Origin of the sequence: Bradyrhizobium sp. CCGB01, from assembly GCF_024199795.1 — a bacterium.
Classification (GTDB): Bacteria; Pseudomonadota; Alphaproteobacteria; order Rhizobiales; family Xanthobacteraceae; genus Bradyrhizobium.
On the sequence record NZ_JANADK010000001.1, the window covers coordinates 5,264,948 to 5,279,480 of the forward strand.

General features: G+C 65.2%; 15 protein-coding genes. 6 read left to right on the forward strand and 9 right to left on the reverse strand.

Going from position 1 to position 14,533, the window contains the following annotated elements; genetic code table 11:
- The first annotated feature begins 81 nt into the window (after positions 1-81).
- The gene (locus tag NLM25_RS24290; protein ID WP_254119736.1) at positions 82-906 is read left to right on the forward strand and encodes a lytic murein transglycosylase; all 825 of its coding nucleotides are present in this window, start codon (positions 82-84) and stop codon (positions 904-906) included.
- Between the two features lie 75 nt (positions 907-981).
- On the opposite strand, the gene NLM25_RS24295 is transcribed toward NLM25_RS24290, so the two are convergent.
- Positions 982-1,308 carry a hypothetical protein gene (locus NLM25_RS24295; RefSeq protein WP_254138662.1) on the reverse strand — a complete coding sequence of 109 codons (327 nt, stop codon included), beginning with the start codon at positions 1,306-1,308 and terminating at the stop codon, positions 982-984.
- Between the two features lie 634 nt (positions 1,309-1,942).
- Here NLM25_RS24295 and NLM25_RS24300 point away from each other — a divergent pair.
- The 4 genes from NLM25_RS24300 to NLM25_RS24315 all read left to right on the forward strand — a co-directional run bounded on the left by NLM25_RS24300 (position 1,943) and on the right by NLM25_RS24315 (position 5,412).
- Positions 1,943-2,095, forward strand: a complete 153-nt coding sequence (locus NLM25_RS24300; protein WP_007590701.1) for a DUF1127 domain-containing protein — start codon at positions 1,943-1,945, stop codon at positions 2,093-2,095.
- A gap of 126 nt (positions 2,096-2,221) precedes the next feature.
- Entirely contained in the window at positions 2,222-3,649 is a 1,428-nt protein-coding gene (trmFO, locus tag NLM25_RS24305; protein ID WP_254138663.1) for a methylenetetrahydrofolate--tRNA-(uracil(54)-C(5))-methyltransferase (FADH(2)-oxidizing) TrmFO, read from the forward strand.
- Positions 3,650-3,656: 7 nt separating this feature from the next.
- Positions 3,657-4,751 (forward strand): serine/threonine protein kinase, encoded by a 1,095-nt coding sequence (locus tag NLM25_RS24310; RefSeq protein WP_254138664.1) that lies wholly within the window; start codon positions 3,657-3,659, stop codon positions 4,749-4,751.
- Positions 4,752-4,848: 97 nt separating this feature from the next.
- Positions 4,849-5,412 carry a CAP domain-containing protein gene (locus NLM25_RS24315; RefSeq protein WP_254138665.1) on the forward strand — a complete coding sequence of 188 codons (564 nt, stop codon included), beginning with the start codon at positions 4,849-4,851 and terminating at the stop codon, positions 5,410-5,412.
- Between the two features lie 12 nt (positions 5,413-5,424).
- Here NLM25_RS24315 and NLM25_RS24320 read toward each other — a convergent pair whose 3' ends face one another.
- From NLM25_RS24320 to NLM25_RS24340, 5 genes are all read right to left on the reverse strand, one after another.
- On the reverse strand, positions 5,425-5,898 hold the full coding sequence (locus NLM25_RS24320) for a VOC family protein (protein ID WP_254138666.1): 474 nt from the start codon (positions 5,896-5,898) through the stop codon (positions 5,425-5,427).
- Between the two features lie 126 nt (positions 5,899-6,024).
- On the reverse strand, positions 6,025-7,356 hold the full coding sequence (locus NLM25_RS24325) for an MFS transporter (RefSeq protein WP_254119748.1): 1,332 nt from the start codon (positions 7,354-7,356) through the stop codon (positions 6,025-6,027).
- A gap of 38 nt (positions 7,357-7,394) precedes the next feature.
- Complete coding sequence (locus NLM25_RS24330; protein ID WP_254138667.1) at positions 7,395-8,336, reverse strand: hydroxymethylglutaryl-CoA lyase; 942 nt, start codon at positions 8,334-8,336, stop codon at positions 7,395-7,397.
- Positions 8,333-9,526 carry a CaiB/BaiF CoA-transferase family protein gene (locus NLM25_RS24335; protein ID WP_309143611.1) on the reverse strand — a complete coding sequence of 398 codons (1,194 nt, stop codon included), beginning with the start codon at positions 9,524-9,526 and terminating at the stop codon, positions 8,333-8,335. The genes NLM25_RS24330 and NLM25_RS24335 overlap by 4 nt, the downstream gene beginning before the upstream one ends.
- A 113-nt stretch (positions 9,527-9,639) precedes the next feature.
- Positions 9,640-10,599 (reverse strand): LysR family transcriptional regulator, encoded by a 960-nt coding sequence (locus NLM25_RS24340; RefSeq protein WP_254119751.1) that lies wholly within the window; start codon positions 10,597-10,599, stop codon positions 9,640-9,642.
- Between the two features lie 202 nt (positions 10,600-10,801).
- Here NLM25_RS24340 and NLM25_RS24345 point away from each other — a divergent pair, with 202 nt between their 5' ends.
- Entirely contained in the window at positions 10,802-11,980 is a 1,179-nt protein-coding gene (locus tag NLM25_RS24345; protein WP_254138669.1) for an aminotransferase class V-fold PLP-dependent enzyme, read from the forward strand.
- A 6-nt stretch (positions 11,981-11,986) separates the two neighbouring features.
- Here the strand turns inward: NLM25_RS24345 and NLM25_RS24350 are convergent, their stop codons facing one another.
- The 3 genes from NLM25_RS24350 to NLM25_RS24360 are packed head-to-tail and all read right to left on the reverse strand — an operon-like array spanning position 11,987 to position 14,517.
- Entirely contained in the window at positions 11,987-13,231 is a 1,245-nt protein-coding gene (locus tag NLM25_RS24350) for a threonine ammonia-lyase (RefSeq protein ID WP_254138670.1), read from the reverse strand.
- A 45-nt stretch (positions 13,232-13,276) separates the two neighbouring features.
- A complete protein-coding gene (locus NLM25_RS24355) occupies positions 13,277-14,137 on the reverse strand; it encodes a phytoene/squalene synthase family protein (RefSeq protein WP_254138671.1) in 861 nt (286 codons plus the stop codon).
- Positions 14,134-14,517, reverse strand: coding sequence for an Mth938-like domain-containing protein (locus NLM25_RS24360; RefSeq protein ID WP_254138672.1), 384 nt, complete (start codon positions 14,515-14,517; stop codon positions 14,134-14,136). The genes NLM25_RS24355 and NLM25_RS24360 overlap by 4 nt, the downstream gene beginning before the upstream one ends.
- Positions 14,518-14,533 lie beyond the last annotated feature (16 nt).

Genomic DNA, 14,533 nt, shown 5'->3' on the forward strand with positions numbered 1-14,533 from the left:
GTCATACGCCTTGCTTTGGCCGCGGTTACAACCGAGATTGCGCCCGCCGGCCAGACCACTTCACGGAATCCATTTCATCTGATGACCCCGACGATTTCTCGTCTCGCTCTCGCAGCCTTCGCCCTCTCCGCATCCATCCTGTCCGCCCAGCCAGCCCTTGCCGCTGTCGCCTGTGGCTCGGGCAATTTCGACGCCTGGCTCGCGGACTTCAAAACCGACGCCGCGGCCAAAGGCATCTCGCAGCAGGCCATCACCGCGGGGCTTGCCGGCGTGACGCTCGATCAGAGCGTGCTCAATCGCGACCGCTCGCAAAAGGTCTTCACCCAGACGTTCGAAGAGTTTTCCGGCCGGATGGTGCCGCCGCGGATGACGCGCGGCTCCAACATGATGAAGCAATACGGCTCGGTGCTCTCCCGCATCGAGCAGACCTACGGCGTGCCGGGCGAGGTGCTGGTCGCGATCTGGGGTCTCGAGACCGATTTCGGCGTCAACACCGGCAAGTTCGCGACCATTCGCTCGCTGGCGACGCTGGCCTATGATTGCCGCCGTTCCGACCAGTTTCGCGCAGAGCTGCTGGATGCGCTGCGCATCGTCCAGCGCGGCGACCTCGCACCGGCCGACATGAAGGGCGCCTGGGCCGGCGAGCTCGGCCAGACCCAGTTCATGCCGTCGTCCTGGATGAAATACGCCGTCGATTTCGACGGCAACGGCAAGCGCGACCTCCTGCACAACGCGCCGGACGTGCTCGCCTCCACCGCCAATTATCTTGCCGGCTATGGCTGGCAGCGCGGCAAGGATTGGCAGCCCGGCGCTCCGAATTTCGCAGTGCTGCAGCAGTGGAATAAGAGCGAGGTCTACTCCAAGACGGTCGCCTCGTTCGCGACCCAGCTCGCGCGCGCCCCTTAGGATACCTGGCAAACGTGTAGGGCCGATCGCCCGGCGACCGGCCCTCTCTTGGGTAGCGTTGACCTCGCGACGTTTCTATTTGCCCATGGTGGCGTGCATCGCCTTGTTCAGGTGCGCACCGCACACACCCATCTTGCCGTTGAGCAGCGCGTCCTGCGCGGCCGCGATCTCCTTCTGCGCAACGAACTTGCTGTCGCCGTCGGCCATGTTCTCGATCGCGGTCTCCGTCTTCTCCAGGTTGGCCGAGCTGCAGCCGCCCATGGCGTGCTTGGCGGCCTGGGCCGGCGCGACAGCGAACGCGACGGCGGCAATTGCGATAACCCCGAGTAACTTCGTCATGATGTTACTTCCCTTCTCTTGTTCTTGAGACAGAACCAGCGACATTGCCGGAATCTGCGACATGACTTTCCTCCGGGCGCGGCAACTTGCCGCAATAAATTCCTCGCGAGAATTGCGTGATGTTGCGCGCGGCGCAGAGGCGCATGCGAAAATTCTGATTTTCATTACACCCTTGTAATGAACGCCACACGCTCGGCGTGTGTGCACTGCAACAGCGAGGTGTTGCGGTCTGAAACGAGGCCGGATCAGGGCGTCCAAGCCTTGCTGCCCCCTCGTCGGGCGGATTCGCCAGACCCCGAGCGAGGCGAATCGTCCTGCCGATCGCTCACGACCAATAAATGAATTTAAATTCACAATTGTCGCTTTTTCATCATGCGATTCGTGCATGCGAGACTTGGGCGCAGAAGCTGCTCGATTGCCTTGCGAGGGATTGGAACGCAACCTATTTCCTCCCTTGAGGGAACCGGATCGACTGAACTAAATCCGTGAATTCACGGGGCTTTATGGCAATCCAATCCCGCTTCCGCCTACCCTTTGGGCGGGAGTGCCGTCGGGTTAATCGTCCGTTACCACCGCTATGCACCCCACGCTTAGCTGCATCGCAACATCGGAACTTTCGCACTGCACCACTCTCACCTATATTCATTTCAACGATGAGGCCCGGGCAAGGGCTGAATCGAACTACAGGAGACTACCAATGCTGCTCTCGCTCATCCGCATGATCCAGGCTTTCCGGGACTATCAGCGTAATGTTGCCGAGCTGTCCCAGCTCAGCGATCGCGAACTGGCCGACATCGGCCTCGATCGCTCGGACATCCCGCGCGTTGCCGCCGGTCAGTATCAGGGCTGATATCGTTCAGCCCTTCACCGGACGAACCGATAGCGCCCGCCTCGTGCGGGCGTTGTCGTTTCTGATGGCAGAAAACTCGATCTCGGCGATTCCACTGACCGCCGAAAAGCGCTACCTGTCCGCCCCATGACAGGACCCCTATCCAACACCGTGCACGTCATCGGCGCCGGCCTTGCCGGTTCCGAAGCCGCCTGGCAGGTCGCCAAATCAGGCGTGCCCGTGGTGCTGCACGAGATGCGGCCGACCCGCATGACCGAGGCGCACCGCACCGACGGGCTTGCCGAGCTGGTCTGCTCCAACTCGTTCCGCTCGGACGACGCCGCCAATAACGCCGTCGGCCTGCTGCACGCCGAAATGCGCCGGCTCGACTCGCTGATCATGCGCGCGGCCGACGCCAACCAGGTGCCCGCCGGCGGCGCGCTCGCGGTCGACCGCGACGGCTTCTCGGCGGCCGTCACCAAGGCGCTCAACGACCACCCCCTGATCGAGATCGCCCGCGGCGAGGTTTCAGGCCTGCCGCCGGCCGACTGGAGCAACGTCATCGTTGCGACCGGTCCCCTCACCTCCGCGCCGCTGGCCGACGCCATCCGCGAGCTGACCGACGAAAACGCGCTCGCCTTCTTCGACGCGATCGCGCCGATCGTGCATCGGGAGTCCATCGACATGTCGGTGGCCTGGTTCCAGTCGCGCTATGACAAGGTCGGCCCCGGCGGCAACGGCGCCGACTACATCAACTGCCCGATGACCAAGGAGCAGTATGACGGCTTCGTTGCGGCGCTGATCGCCGGCGAGAAGACCGAGTTCAAGGAGTGGGAGACCAACACGCCCTATTTCGACGGCTGCCTGCCGATCGAGGTGATGGCGGAGCGCGGCCCCGAGACGCTGCGCCACGGCCCGATGAAACCCGTCGGCCTCACCAATCCGCACGATCCCACCACGAAAGCCTACGCGATCGTGCAGCTGCGGCAGGACAACAAGCTCGGCACGCTCTACAACATCGTCGGCTTCCAGACGAAGCTGAAATATGGCGAGCAGCAGCGCATCTTCCGCACCATTCCAGGGCTGGAGAAGGCCGAATTCGCCCGCCTCGGCGGCCTGCATCGCAACACCTTCCTCAACTCGCCAAAACTGCTCGACGGCCAGTTGCGTCTCCGCGCACAGCCGCGGCTGCGTTTCGCGGGCCAGATGACGGGTTGCGAGGGCTATGTGGAATCCGCAAGCGTCGGCTTGATTGCCGGTCTCTATGCGGCGGCAGATGCGCGCGGCGAGACGCTTGGGAGCCCGCCGGGCACCACAGCGCTCGGGTCGCTGCTCGGCCACATCACCGGCGGCCATATCGAGACCATCGAGCCGGGCACACGCTCGTTCCAGCCGATGAACATCAATTTCGGCCTGTTTCCGCCACTTGCGAGCGCACCGACGAAGAAGCCCGACGGCACGCGGCTGCGCGGCAACGAGAAGACGGTGGCCAAGAAGCAGGCGATGAGCGCACTGGCGCTCGCCGATCTCGACCGCTGGATCGCCGATCATCTGCGCATTGCCGCAGCCGCGTGAGTTTACGATGAGTCTCCCCAAAGACGACGCCGCGACACTGTCGGCGCGCTGGACCGAGGGCGTGCTGCTGAAGCGCGACGTGTTCTCGACCGTCGAGCGCGGTCGCTTCCGCGGCGACAGCGGCGAGGTCGACGCGGTGCTGCGCCGGCTCGACGAAGTGCCGTGGTGGTCATTCCTGCTGGCGCGCCACCTGTTCGCACGCGAGAAGCATGCGCTCGCCCTCGCCAAGGGGCTGAATGTCGGCCCTGAGCTGCTGTGGGCCGGCCGCCGCGCGCTGGTGCGCGGCTTCGTCGACGGCGTTGCGCTGCATCTGGCCAAGCCGCATGGCGATCTCGCCTATTTCCGCTCGGCCAAGGCGGCGCTGCGCCGGCTGCGCCGCGCCGGCATCTGCCACAACGATCTCGCCAAGGAACAGAACTGGCTGGTCGGTCGCGACGGCCGCGCCTATGTGACCGACTTCCAGCTCGCGGCCTGCTTCAATCGCCGCGGCCGGCTCTATCGCATCCTCGCGTATGAAGATCTCCGCCATCTGCTCAAGCACAAGCGCTCTTATGCGCCGGAATCGCTGACGCCGCGCGAACGAAAAATCCTCGCCAAGAAATCGTTCGCGGCAAGCCTGTGGCTCGCCACCGGCAAGAAAGTCTACCGCGCGATCACGCGCGGCCTGTTCAATTTCACCGACCGCGAGGGCGGCGGCCGCCGGCTGGTCAACGACGCGCCGGTGCTGGCCGAGCTGATCCGCAAGAATCCGGCCGTGCGCGACACCGCCATCGTCGCGTTTGCCGACCGCCGCTCCGGCGTCGGGCTCTATGCCTTCGTCGAGGCCGATCTGGCCACGCTCGAGGGCGAGCTTCGGAGCGAGCTCACCGCTGCGAAGGGCCCGAAGCCGCCGGAGCACATCCAGGTCGTCCACGCGCTGCCCCGTGATGGCAGCGGCAAGCCGCGGACCGAGATCCTGCAGCTGGTCGCCATGAACCAGCTCGATCTGATCGAGCCGATGATGAAGAACGACCAGGACCGCGCCTTCCTCAAGGACATCCTGGAGCAGCGCAAGAACCTGCGCGACCGCTTCAATTTCGAGGCGGACCTGCCGACCAGCTAGCGCGGCGCGCTGGTGCCTTGAAGCGTCCACATTGGCGATAGAGAAGCGATCGGGAACAGGCAGGCTTGGCGGGGCTATGGGCATGCGGGGGACGATAATGCATCGTGGGGTTGGCGGCCTCATCGCCGGCCTCCTGCTGCTGGCTACTGCGCCCGCAATGGCCGAATCCCCCTCCGAGCTGATTTCGAGCTTCCGCCTCAAGCATGGCGAAGTCCGCGTCGTCCGCGACTCGACCCTCGACCGCATCGCCATGGATCAGGCCCGCGCGATGGCGGCGAAGGACGATCTCAGCCACGACGCCCTCGGCCCGTTCAACCGGCGCGTCGCACCGGCCGGCGCGGGACGCGCGGCCGAGAACATCGCCTACGGCTACGACAATTTCGAGAAGACGCTGGGCCAGTGGATCGACTCGTCCGGGCACCGCAAGAACCTCTTGCTGCACAACGCCTCCCGGGTCGGCATCGCGAGCGCCAGGAATGCAAGCGGCAAGCGCACCTATTGGGCGATGGTGATCGCGGGCGATTACGAGCCGAAGGGCAAGGGCAAAGGCAAGAAAGACACCGAACCGCTGGTCGCCGTGAAGCGCGAAGCCGCGCCCGCGAGCAAGCCCAAGCCCAAGTCCAGCGGCTGCCACATCAAGCTGCTCAGCCTCTGCATCTGAGGCGCGATCACATTAGCCGCGACGCGCGGCCTCGATCGCGGCGACGTCGATCTTCGTCATCCCCATCATCGCGTCGAACGCGCGCTTGGCCTCGGCGCCGCCGGCCGCCAGCGCCTCGGTCAGCGCGCGCGGCGTGATCTGCCAGGAAACGCCCCATCGGTCCTTGCACCAGCCGCAGGCGCTCTCCTGCCCGCCATTGCCGACGATGGCGTTCCAGTAGCGGTCGGTCTCTTCCTGGTCGTCGGTTGCGATCTGGAACGAGAAGGCCTCGTTGTGCTTGAAGATCGGACCGCCGTTGAGGCCGAGACAGGCAACGCCGGCCACCGTGAACTCGACCGTCAGCACATCGCCGGCCTTCCCGGACGGGTAGTCGCTGGGCGCACGGTGAACGGCACTCACGGCGCTATCGGGAAACGTTTCGGAATAGAAGCGGGCAGCTGCCTCGGCGTCCTTGTCGTACCAGAGGCAAATCGTGTTCTTCGCCATTGCGCGTTCCCTTTGGTTTCAGGCCAATCACACCGCAGCCCGTTGAGATCGGAGCGCAGCGTGATCGACTTCGCCTAGATACCCTCTTGGACGCGCCTCACCAAGGCGCGCCGATTGCCGCAGCCCCTATCGCGCGGGTTCCGCAACATCCCTGGCTTTCAGGTCCCGCGGAAGCACCGTCAGCAGTAGCATCGCGCAGAGCACGCAAAGGCCGCCGATGACGTAGAGCGCCGGTGTCGTGCTGCCGGTCATATCCTTGACCGAGCCGACCATGACCGGGCTGACGATGCCGCCGACCTGTCCCAGCGTGTTGATGAGCGCGATGCCGCTGGCTGCGCCCGCGCCGGTGAGAATCTTCGGAGGCAGCGTCCAGAAGGTTGGAATGGCCGCGACCACGCCGCCGCCGAGGATCGCGAGTGCACCAACCAGCGTGACGACGTTCCTGTCGAATACACCGGAGGCGAAGAAGCCTACCGCTGCGGCCAGAACCAGGCCCGCGACGAACTTCGGGCGTTCGCCCGAGGCGTCGGATAAACGGCCCACAACGATCATGCAGATCGCGCCGCAGATATAGGGCACGGCGGTCAGGAAGCCGATCGCGGCTGCGCTGCCTCCGCCGGCGGCCTTGATCAGGTCAGGCGCCCAGAAATTGAGGCCGTAAGACGCGATCTGGATCAGGAAGTAGATGAATCCGAGCAGCAGCACGCCCGGCATGAGCAGCGACCGCCATGCCGAGTGCTCGCCGATCTCGCTCTTCTGACGATCGAGCTGTACCAAGATCAGCCGGCGCTCGTCGTCGCTCAGCCATTCGGCCTGCTCGATCCCGTCGTCGAAGCGCAGCAGCACGACGATGCCCAGCGCAACGCACGGAATGCCACCGGCCAGGAACAGCCATTGCCAGCCGGCGAGACCGTGCAGCCCGTTCAGGTAGTTGAGGATGAGACCCGAGATCGGCGCGCCGATGATCCCCGAAAACGCCGTGGCGAGAAAGAACACGGACGTCATGCGTCCGCGATGCGACTTCGGAAACCAGAGCGTCAGGTAATAGAGAATGCCGGGAGCAAATCCCGCCTCCATGGCGCCGATCACGAAGCGCAGCGCGTAGAACTGCCATTCGCTCTGGACGAACACCATGGCAGCCGTCGCCAGTCCCCAGGAGATCATGATGCGCGCGATCCAGCGCCGCGCGCCGAAGCGATAAAGCAGCATGTTGCTCGGCACCTCCAACAGGACGTAGCCGACCACGAACAGGCTGGCGCCGAAGCCATAGGCCGTGTTGCTGAGGCCGAGATCGGCCTGCAGTGCAGCCTTGGCGAAGCTGATGTTGACGCGGTCGAAGAACGCAAAGAAGTAGCAGACGATGATCAGCGGCATCAGCCGCCACGCGATCTTCTTGATGACCTGGTGCTCTGTGAGTCCAGTCTCGAGGTCGGCGGTCGCCGCCGTGGCAATAGTCATGGTTTCCTCCATTATGTTTTGAATTTGATCGCGGTCGCTCAGCCTGAGCGCCGCAAACGTTCGGGTATGGGATGCAGGTCGAGGGGGCGGCCAGCCTTGGCGACCTGCCCCGGCACCTCGTGTCCGACCAGTCCCGGCAATCGGAACGAGAGATCGATCAGGCGCTGCAGATCGAGGCCGGTCCGCAAGCCCGTTTCATGACAGAGATTGACGAGGTCCTCGGTGCAGACGTTGCCGGTCGCGCCCGGTGCGAACGGACATCCCCCAAGACCGCCGAGCGCCGCATCGAAGCGGCGCGCGCCCGCGTCATAGGCCGAGAGAACATTGACCAGTCCGAGACCGCGCGTGTTGTGGAAGTGAACCGTGAGCCTGTCCGCAGGGACCAGCGTTAGGACCTCGGCCACCAGCTTCGACACCTGATTGGGATTGGCCATGCCCGTGGTATCGGCGAGCGTGACGCCGTCTGCGCCGAGATCGAGGTAGCGCCTAACGATGTCGCGCACCTTCTCGAACGGCTGCACGCCTTCGAACGGACAGCCGAATGCGGCTGCGACGGTGGCATTGACCGACGCGCCGCCTGCATGGGCCGGCTTCACGATCTCGGAGAGCGACGCCAGCGATTGCGCGTGCGTCATGTTCATGTTGGCGCGGTTGTGCGTTTCACTCGCCGACATCACGAAATTGAGCTCGTCGGCGCGCGCCGCCAGCGCCAGCTCGGCACCCTTCCGGTTCGGGATGAGCGCCGTGTAGATCGTGCCGGGACGCCGCTCGATACCGGCGAACACCTCCGCCGCGTCCCGCAACGATGGAACGGCCGCGGCCGATACGAACGAGGAGACCTCGATGCGGCCGAATCCGATGGCCGAAAGCGAATTGATCAGCCATATTTTTTTGGCGGTTTCGACCCACTTCGCCTCGATCTGGAGGCCATCGCGCGGGGCGACTTCCTGGATCAGGATGTCGGGCGGTGTTGCCGTCATTGCACCGCTCCGCTTCGGCGCAGCTGCGCGATATCGCCCGCCTGCAAGCCGAGGCCCGTCAGCACCTCGTCGGTATGCTGGCCCAGCGTCGGCCCGGGCCATCGGACCGCGCCGGGCGTGTCGGAAAGCTTCGGCGCAATGCCCGGCATCTTCACGGTGACGTCGCCCGGCAGCTCGGTCGGCAGGATCATCTCCCGCGCGGCGTAGTGGGGATCGTCGACGATATCGGCAACCGAATAGATCCGGCCCGCGGGTACATCCGCCGCATCGAGGCGCACGAGGATCTCGTCCATGGACCGTTCCGACGTCCACGCCGTAATGGCGGCATCGAGCAAGGCGTTGTTGCGGACACGTCCGTCGTTGCTGGCAAGCGCGGGATCGTCGGCGAGGTCCGGACGGCCGACCACCCGCATCAGGCGCCGGAAGATCGCGTCGCTGTTGCCGGCAATCACGACGTGGCGGCCATCCGAGCTCGGGTACGTATTGGATGGACTGATGCCCGGCAGCGCGCCGCCCGTGCGGCTCCTGACATGACCCATGAGGTCGTATTCGGGGACCAGGCTCTCCATCAGATTGAACACGCTCTCGTAGAGCGAGACGTCGACGACCTGCCCTCGCCCCTGCCCGGTCTTGACGCGGAGCAGCGACATCAGCGCACCGATCACGCCGTGAAGGGACGCAAGGCTGTCCCCGATGCTGATTCCGACCCGCGCCGGCGGGCTGTCCGGATCGCCCGTGGTGAAGCGCAAGCCCCCCATGGCTTCGCCGATCGCACCGAACCCGGAGCGGTCGCGATAAGGGCCGGTCTGCCCGTAGCCGGAAATGCGCACGAGCGTGAGGTCGGGGTTGAGCTTTGACAGCACGTCCCAGCCGAGGCCGAGCTTCTCGAGGCTGCCCGGCTTGAAGTTCTCGATCACGACATCGGCTTGCGCGGCCAGGCGCAGCGCCACGTCGCGGCCATCAGGCGATTTCAGGTCGATCGCGATCGATTTCTTGTTGCGCGATTGCAGGTACCACCAGAGCGAGGTGCCCTGATGCAGCTTGCGCCATGTGCGCAAGGGATCACCGCTGCCGGGCTGCTCGATCTTGATGACTTCGGCGCCGAATTCGGCGAACAGCCGCGCGGCAAACGGCGCAGCGATCAATGTTCCGAGTTCGACGACTCGTATTCCGGATAATGGTCCGTGCACGTCTGGCGCTCCTCGATCGTCTTTGATCGTGGTGTCGCCGAGTGTGAGGTCTTAAGTCCAATATCCTTTGATGAACACGCGTTCGCGGATGACGAACGACATGAAGAGCGCAGTCAGTGCGGCCTGCTGTCCGGTGTCCGCAGATGATCGAGCATCAGCTGGCTCGTCGCCGACAACCCGGCGGGATCCCTCGCAACCAGCACCAGTTCGCGATCGGCCCAGTCGTCGCTCAGCTCGATGGCGGTCAGGTTCATGCCGTGACTGAGGACCTCGAACGCACGATCCGGGATGAGGCCAATGCCCATGCCGGCCTGCACCATCCGGCACACCGCATCGAATCCGGGAACATGGACCCGCAACCGGATCGACTTGCCGATCTGCTGCGCGGTGTATTGCGAGCGCAGGTAGATGGAGCTCGTCGCAAACAGGCCGACATGGTCGTAATCGAGCGTATCGGCAAACGAAACGTCTTTCGCCGACGCAAGCGGATGATCGGACCGCACCACGATGACGAGGCGGTCACGCCGATAGGAGAACCGCTCCAGCCCGCGCGTCGACACATCCGCCGAGCAGATGCCGATTTCGGCCACGCCCTCCTCGACACCGCGGACGACATCGGCGCTCGGCCGTTCCTGCAGGTCGAGGCGCACCAGTTCGTGCGAGCGGAAGAAGCCGGGCAGATCGTCGGGGAGGAACTCGACGATCGACGACAGATTGGCCAGCATCCGCACATGCCCGCGCACGCCGCGCGCATGCTCGGCCATGTCGACTGCGATCTTCTCGACGTTGAGCAGCGTCACGCGTGCATGATGCAGCAACGATTCACCCGCCGGTGTCAGCGCCATGCCGTTCGGATGTCGCTCGAACAGGGCGACCTCGAGCACCTCCTCGAGATCGTGCATGCGCTTGCTGACGGCGGATGGCGCGATCGCCTCGCGCTGCGAGGCGCGCGTCAAATTGCCTTCTTCGCAGATGGCGATGAACAGCCGCAGGGTCGTAAGGTCGATCCGTCTGGCGATGTTGATCCTGGGTGTCCCGCTCGTCGAGCGCGACGACTGCGTTTTGTCCTGCATGGTCTGTTTCCCGACGCGGGAGGATATAGCCTTCGACACCCCCTGATTTCCCAAATTTCCAGCCTGGAGCGGATGATTTTAGAATCGGATGCCAACGCAGAGTGCAAATCCGCCATTTTGTTCCAAGCAATGCGCAGGCTTGCCCGAGCCCGCCATCCCGCCTAATTCATCGGACCGGGGTAGCAGAGGCGGAGACCAGCACATGATCGACATCGACCAAATTCGGGCCGACACGCCGGCCGCCTCCCGGCTCGCATATCTCCACAATGCAGGCGCGGCCCTCATGCCGACGCCCGTCGTGGAGGCGATGAAGCGACATATCGATCTGGAGAGCGAGATCGGCGGTTATGCCGCCGCTGACCGCGAAGCCGGCCGGCTTAACGCGGTTTACGGCTCGGTGGCGCGTCTGCTGAATGCCGCGCCTGATGAAATCGCCCTCGTGGAGAACGCGACGGTTGCCTGGCAGATGGCGTTTTATTCGCTTTCGTTTCGCAAGGGCGACCGCATCCTGACCGCCGAGGCGGAATATGCCGCCAATTACGTCGCGTTCCTGCAGGTCGCCAAACGCACGGGCGCGGTCGTCGACGTGGTGCCGAGCGATTCCAGCGGCGAGCTCGACGTCCATGCGCTCGAACGCATGATCGATGAGCACGTGAAACTGATCGCCATCACCTGGGTTCCGACCAATGGCGGGCTGGTCAATCCCGCGGCGGCGATCGGCAGGATCGCGCGGGCGCGGGGCATTCCCTATCTGCTCGACGCCTGCCAGGCGGTCGGCCAGATGACGGTCGACGTCGAAGCCATTGGCTGTGACATGTTGTCGGCGACGGGACGCAAATTCCTCCGCGGTCCGCGCGGCACCGGCTTCCTTTACGTCCGCCGGCCGCTGCTGCAGCAGCTCGAGCCACCGATGATCGACCACTTCGCGGCGCCCTGGGTCTCGCGGGACCAATATCAACTACGGGACGACGCCCGCCGCTTCGAGAACTGGGAAAACAACTACGCAGCCCGGCTTGGTCTGGGCGCGGCTGTCGACTATGCCCTCGAGGTCGGCATCGGCCCCATCGAACAGCGCTGTCGCCTGCTCTCGAGCCGTCTTCGCAGCGGCCTCGCTGCCGTCAGCGGCGTCACCATTCGCGACCTCGGACGTACGCCGGGTGCCATCGTCAGCTTCACGATGGAGGGACACGAGGCGGATCGCATTGTCAGCAGCGCCGCCGCGGCCGGCATCACCATCGGCGCCTCGGATCCCGCGAGCACCCGGATCGACGCCGAAATGCGCTCGCTGCCGAACGTCGTGCGGGCCTCCCCGCACTACTACAATACGGAAGCCGAGATCGACCGGCTGGTCAGCCACATCGCGGGCCTGGCGCCGCGATAACGGCGCTCAGGTGCAGCGCGCGCTCAGTCCGGATGCACCGAGCTTGGCCATGACCTCGTCGAGATGCGCGCTGTCGCGGGTCTCGATGACGAGCTGGAGCAGCGTCGCCTTGGCCGGCAGATCGGAGAAGGTCCGCTGATGCGAGACCTCGATGATGTTGGCGCCGGCCTCGGCCAGCAGCGACGCCACCGCGGCGAGCTGCCCGGGCCTGTCAGGGATATCGAGCGACAGCTGGGTCAGCCGTCCTTCGCGTGCCAGCTCACGCGTGAGGACGGATGCGATCAGCCTCGTGTCGATGTTGCCGCCGCTCAGCACCAGGCCAACCTTCTGGCCAGCGAAGCGGGACGTATCGGACATCAGCGCGGCAAGGCCGGCGGCGCCGGCGCCCTCCACGACCGTCTTCTCGATCGAGATCAGGGTCGCGACCGCGCGCTCGAGCTCGGCTTCGTTGACCAGCGCGATGTCGTCGACGAGGCGGCGGACGATCTCGGTGGTGATCTTGCCCGGCGATTTCACCGCGATGCCTTCGGCGAGCGTATCGCCGCGCGCGGGCAGATTGCCATCATGGATGGCGTTGTACATCGAGGGATACAGCCAGGCCTCGACGCCCAATATCCGCAACGACGGCTTGATCGATTTCGCGGCAATGCCGATGCCGCTGATCAGGCCGCCGCCGCCGATCGGGACCACCAGCGTATCGAGCTCCGGCACCGCCTTCAGCATCTCGAGTCCGACCGTTCCCTGCCCCGCGATGACAAGCGGATCATCATAGGGATGGACGAAGATCATGCCGCGGGCTTCGCCGTGGCTGCGCGCGTACGCGGCCGCCTCCTCCAGCGTCGCGCCCGTCACCACCACCTCCGCGCCGTGGTGCTTCGTGTTCTCGACCTTCACCATGGGCGTGCCGACCGGCATGACGATGGTGGCGGGAATGCCGAGCCGCTTGGCGTGATAGGCGACGCCCTGCGCGTGGTTGCCCGCCGACATTGCGATGACGCCGCGCGCACGCTCCTCCCGCGTCAGCGCGGTGAGCCGGTTGAGCGCGCCCCGCTCCTTGAACGAGGACGTGAACTGGAGGTTCTCGAATTTCAGCCAGATGTCGCAGCCGCAGATGTTGCTCAGCGTGCGGCTGTAGCTACAGGGCGTCTCGACGACGGCGCCGCGGATGGTGTCGGCGGCGGCATGAATGTCTTCAGGTGCGACCGGAAAGCCGCTGAGATCGGACGACGTGCTTTGGGACAACTCAGCCATAGGACAGCATAGAGCATCTGGCGGTTCGGGGCGATAAGCCAGCCGCTATTTGGTAAATTCCCGAGAACGTGAAGCCCGCCACAGCGTCCACAGCGTACGCAGCCGCGACGACGGCTGCGGCGCAAACGGATTGCGCCCGGGTTGCGACAGGCGCTTGAGGTCCGCCCGTACCTGGCTCAGCGGCAGAAACGCAGGCCGTGCCGACGTCGGCACCTCCGCCAGCAGCGACATGGCCGTCGTCAAATGCCGCTCGGCTTCGCCCACGAGCTGGCCCAGCACCGCATGCAGATTCGGCGTCTCCTTGCCGGCGAACACGTCTTCTATCTGGCAGCCGTGGCTCGCCAGCAGCTGCTGCGGCAGGAACAACTGCCGGTGCGCCGAGTCGCGCGGCAGATTGGCGATCACCTGCACGATGCCCTGCGCCAGCCCGGCATGACGGGCGAGATGCTCGACGGCCTCCGACGGCGGCGCCATCACCTGCGCCGCCAGACCGAGCAATGCCGATGAGGTCGCCGCCAGATAGCCCTCCAGCGCCGTCAGCGTCGGCATCGGATCGTTGTAGAGGTCGAACTGGTGCTCATCGACCAGCAGCGACAGCGGCTCCACCGGCAGGTCGAAATCGCGAACCGCGCGCAGCAGTTCCGCCGCCACCGGATTGCCCTCGGCGCTGCCGTGGACGAGACCCGAGAACAGGTCAGTCCACCATTGGAAGCGGATCTCGCCGGGCAACGGCTGGCTCACCTGGTCGCGGACGCGGACGATCTCGACATTGAAGGCATAGAGCGCCAGCAGCGCGCGGCGCTCCGCGGCGGGCGCGAACAGGGTCGCGGCATAGCGCGGAAAATCGTGGCTGCGCACGAGATCGGCGCAGAAAGTAACGTTGTCGGGCGGCGCAGCGCTGCTCATGGCACGGCGATCAGCGCGGCCGCGACGCGGCGCCGCTCGCCGATCATGATGTTGTAGGTGCGCACGGCAGGACCGGTCTGCATCGTATCCAGCACCACCCTCACCGCCTTGAGCGCCTGCCGCAGCTCCGGCGGCGGCAACCAGACCCCGGTTCCGGTGCCGATCAGAAGCGTGTCGATGCTGTTGGCCGCCGTGAAGACGCGATCCAGCGAATAGCGGTCGATCCTGCCGGGGTCCGTCACGTCCCAGGCCCAGATTGCGTCGGGCAGGCACAGCAGCGATCCGCGATGCGACATGCCGGCAAAGGCGAAGCCGCCCTTGCCATAGGCCTCGATCGGCGCCGAGCGCGGGAAATGCGGAGCGTTGGGATCGCCGACCATCAGTTTCGTCCGAATG

Coding starts and splice junctions, on each gene's coding strand:
- NLM25_RS24290 (WP_254119736.1), top strand. CDS start 82: ATGACCCCGACGATTTCTCGTCTCGCTCTCGCAGCCTTCGCCCTCTCC.
- NLM25_RS24295 (WP_254138662.1), bottom strand. CDS start 1,308: ATGTCGCAGATTCCGGCAATGTCGCTGGTTCTGTCTCAAGAACAAGAG.
- NLM25_RS24300 (WP_007590701.1), top strand. CDS start 1,943: ATGCTGCTCTCGCTCATCCGCATGATCCAGGCTTTCCGGGACTATCAG.
- trmFO (WP_254138663.1), top strand. CDS start 2,222: ATGACAGGACCCCTATCCAACACCGTGCACGTCATCGGCGCCGGCCTT.
- NLM25_RS24310 (WP_254138664.1), top strand. CDS start 3,657: ATGAGTCTCCCCAAAGACGACGCCGCGACACTGTCGGCGCGCTGGACC.
- NLM25_RS24315 (WP_254138665.1), top strand. CDS start 4,849: ATGCATCGTGGGGTTGGCGGCCTCATCGCCGGCCTCCTGCTGCTGGCT.
- NLM25_RS24320 (WP_254138666.1), bottom strand. CDS start 5,898: ATGGCGAAGAACACGATTTGCCTCTGGTACGACAAGGACGCCGAGGCA.
- NLM25_RS24325 (WP_254119748.1), bottom strand. CDS start 7,356: ATGACTATTGCCACGGCGGCGACCGCCGACCTCGAGACTGGACTCACA.
- NLM25_RS24330 (WP_254138667.1), bottom strand. CDS start 8,336: ATGACGGCAACACCGCCCGACATCCTGATCCAGGAAGTCGCCCCGCGC.
- NLM25_RS24340 (WP_254119751.1), bottom strand. CDS start 10,599: ATGCAGGACAAAACGCAGTCGTCGCGCTCGACGAGCGGGACACCCAGG.
- NLM25_RS24345 (WP_254138669.1), top strand. CDS start 10,802: ATGATCGACATCGACCAAATTCGGGCCGACACGCCGGCCGCCTCCCGG.
- NLM25_RS24350 (WP_254138670.1), bottom strand. CDS start 13,231: ATGGCTGAGTTGTCCCAAAGCACGTCGTCCGATCTCAGCGGCTTTCCG.
- NLM25_RS24355 (WP_254138671.1), bottom strand. CDS start 14,137: ATGAGCAGCGCTGCGCCGCCCGACAACGTTACTTTCTGCGCCGATCTC.
- NLM25_RS24360 (WP_254138672.1), bottom strand. CDS start 14,517: ATGGTCGGCGATCCCAACGCTCCGCATTTCCCGCGCTCGGCGCCGATC.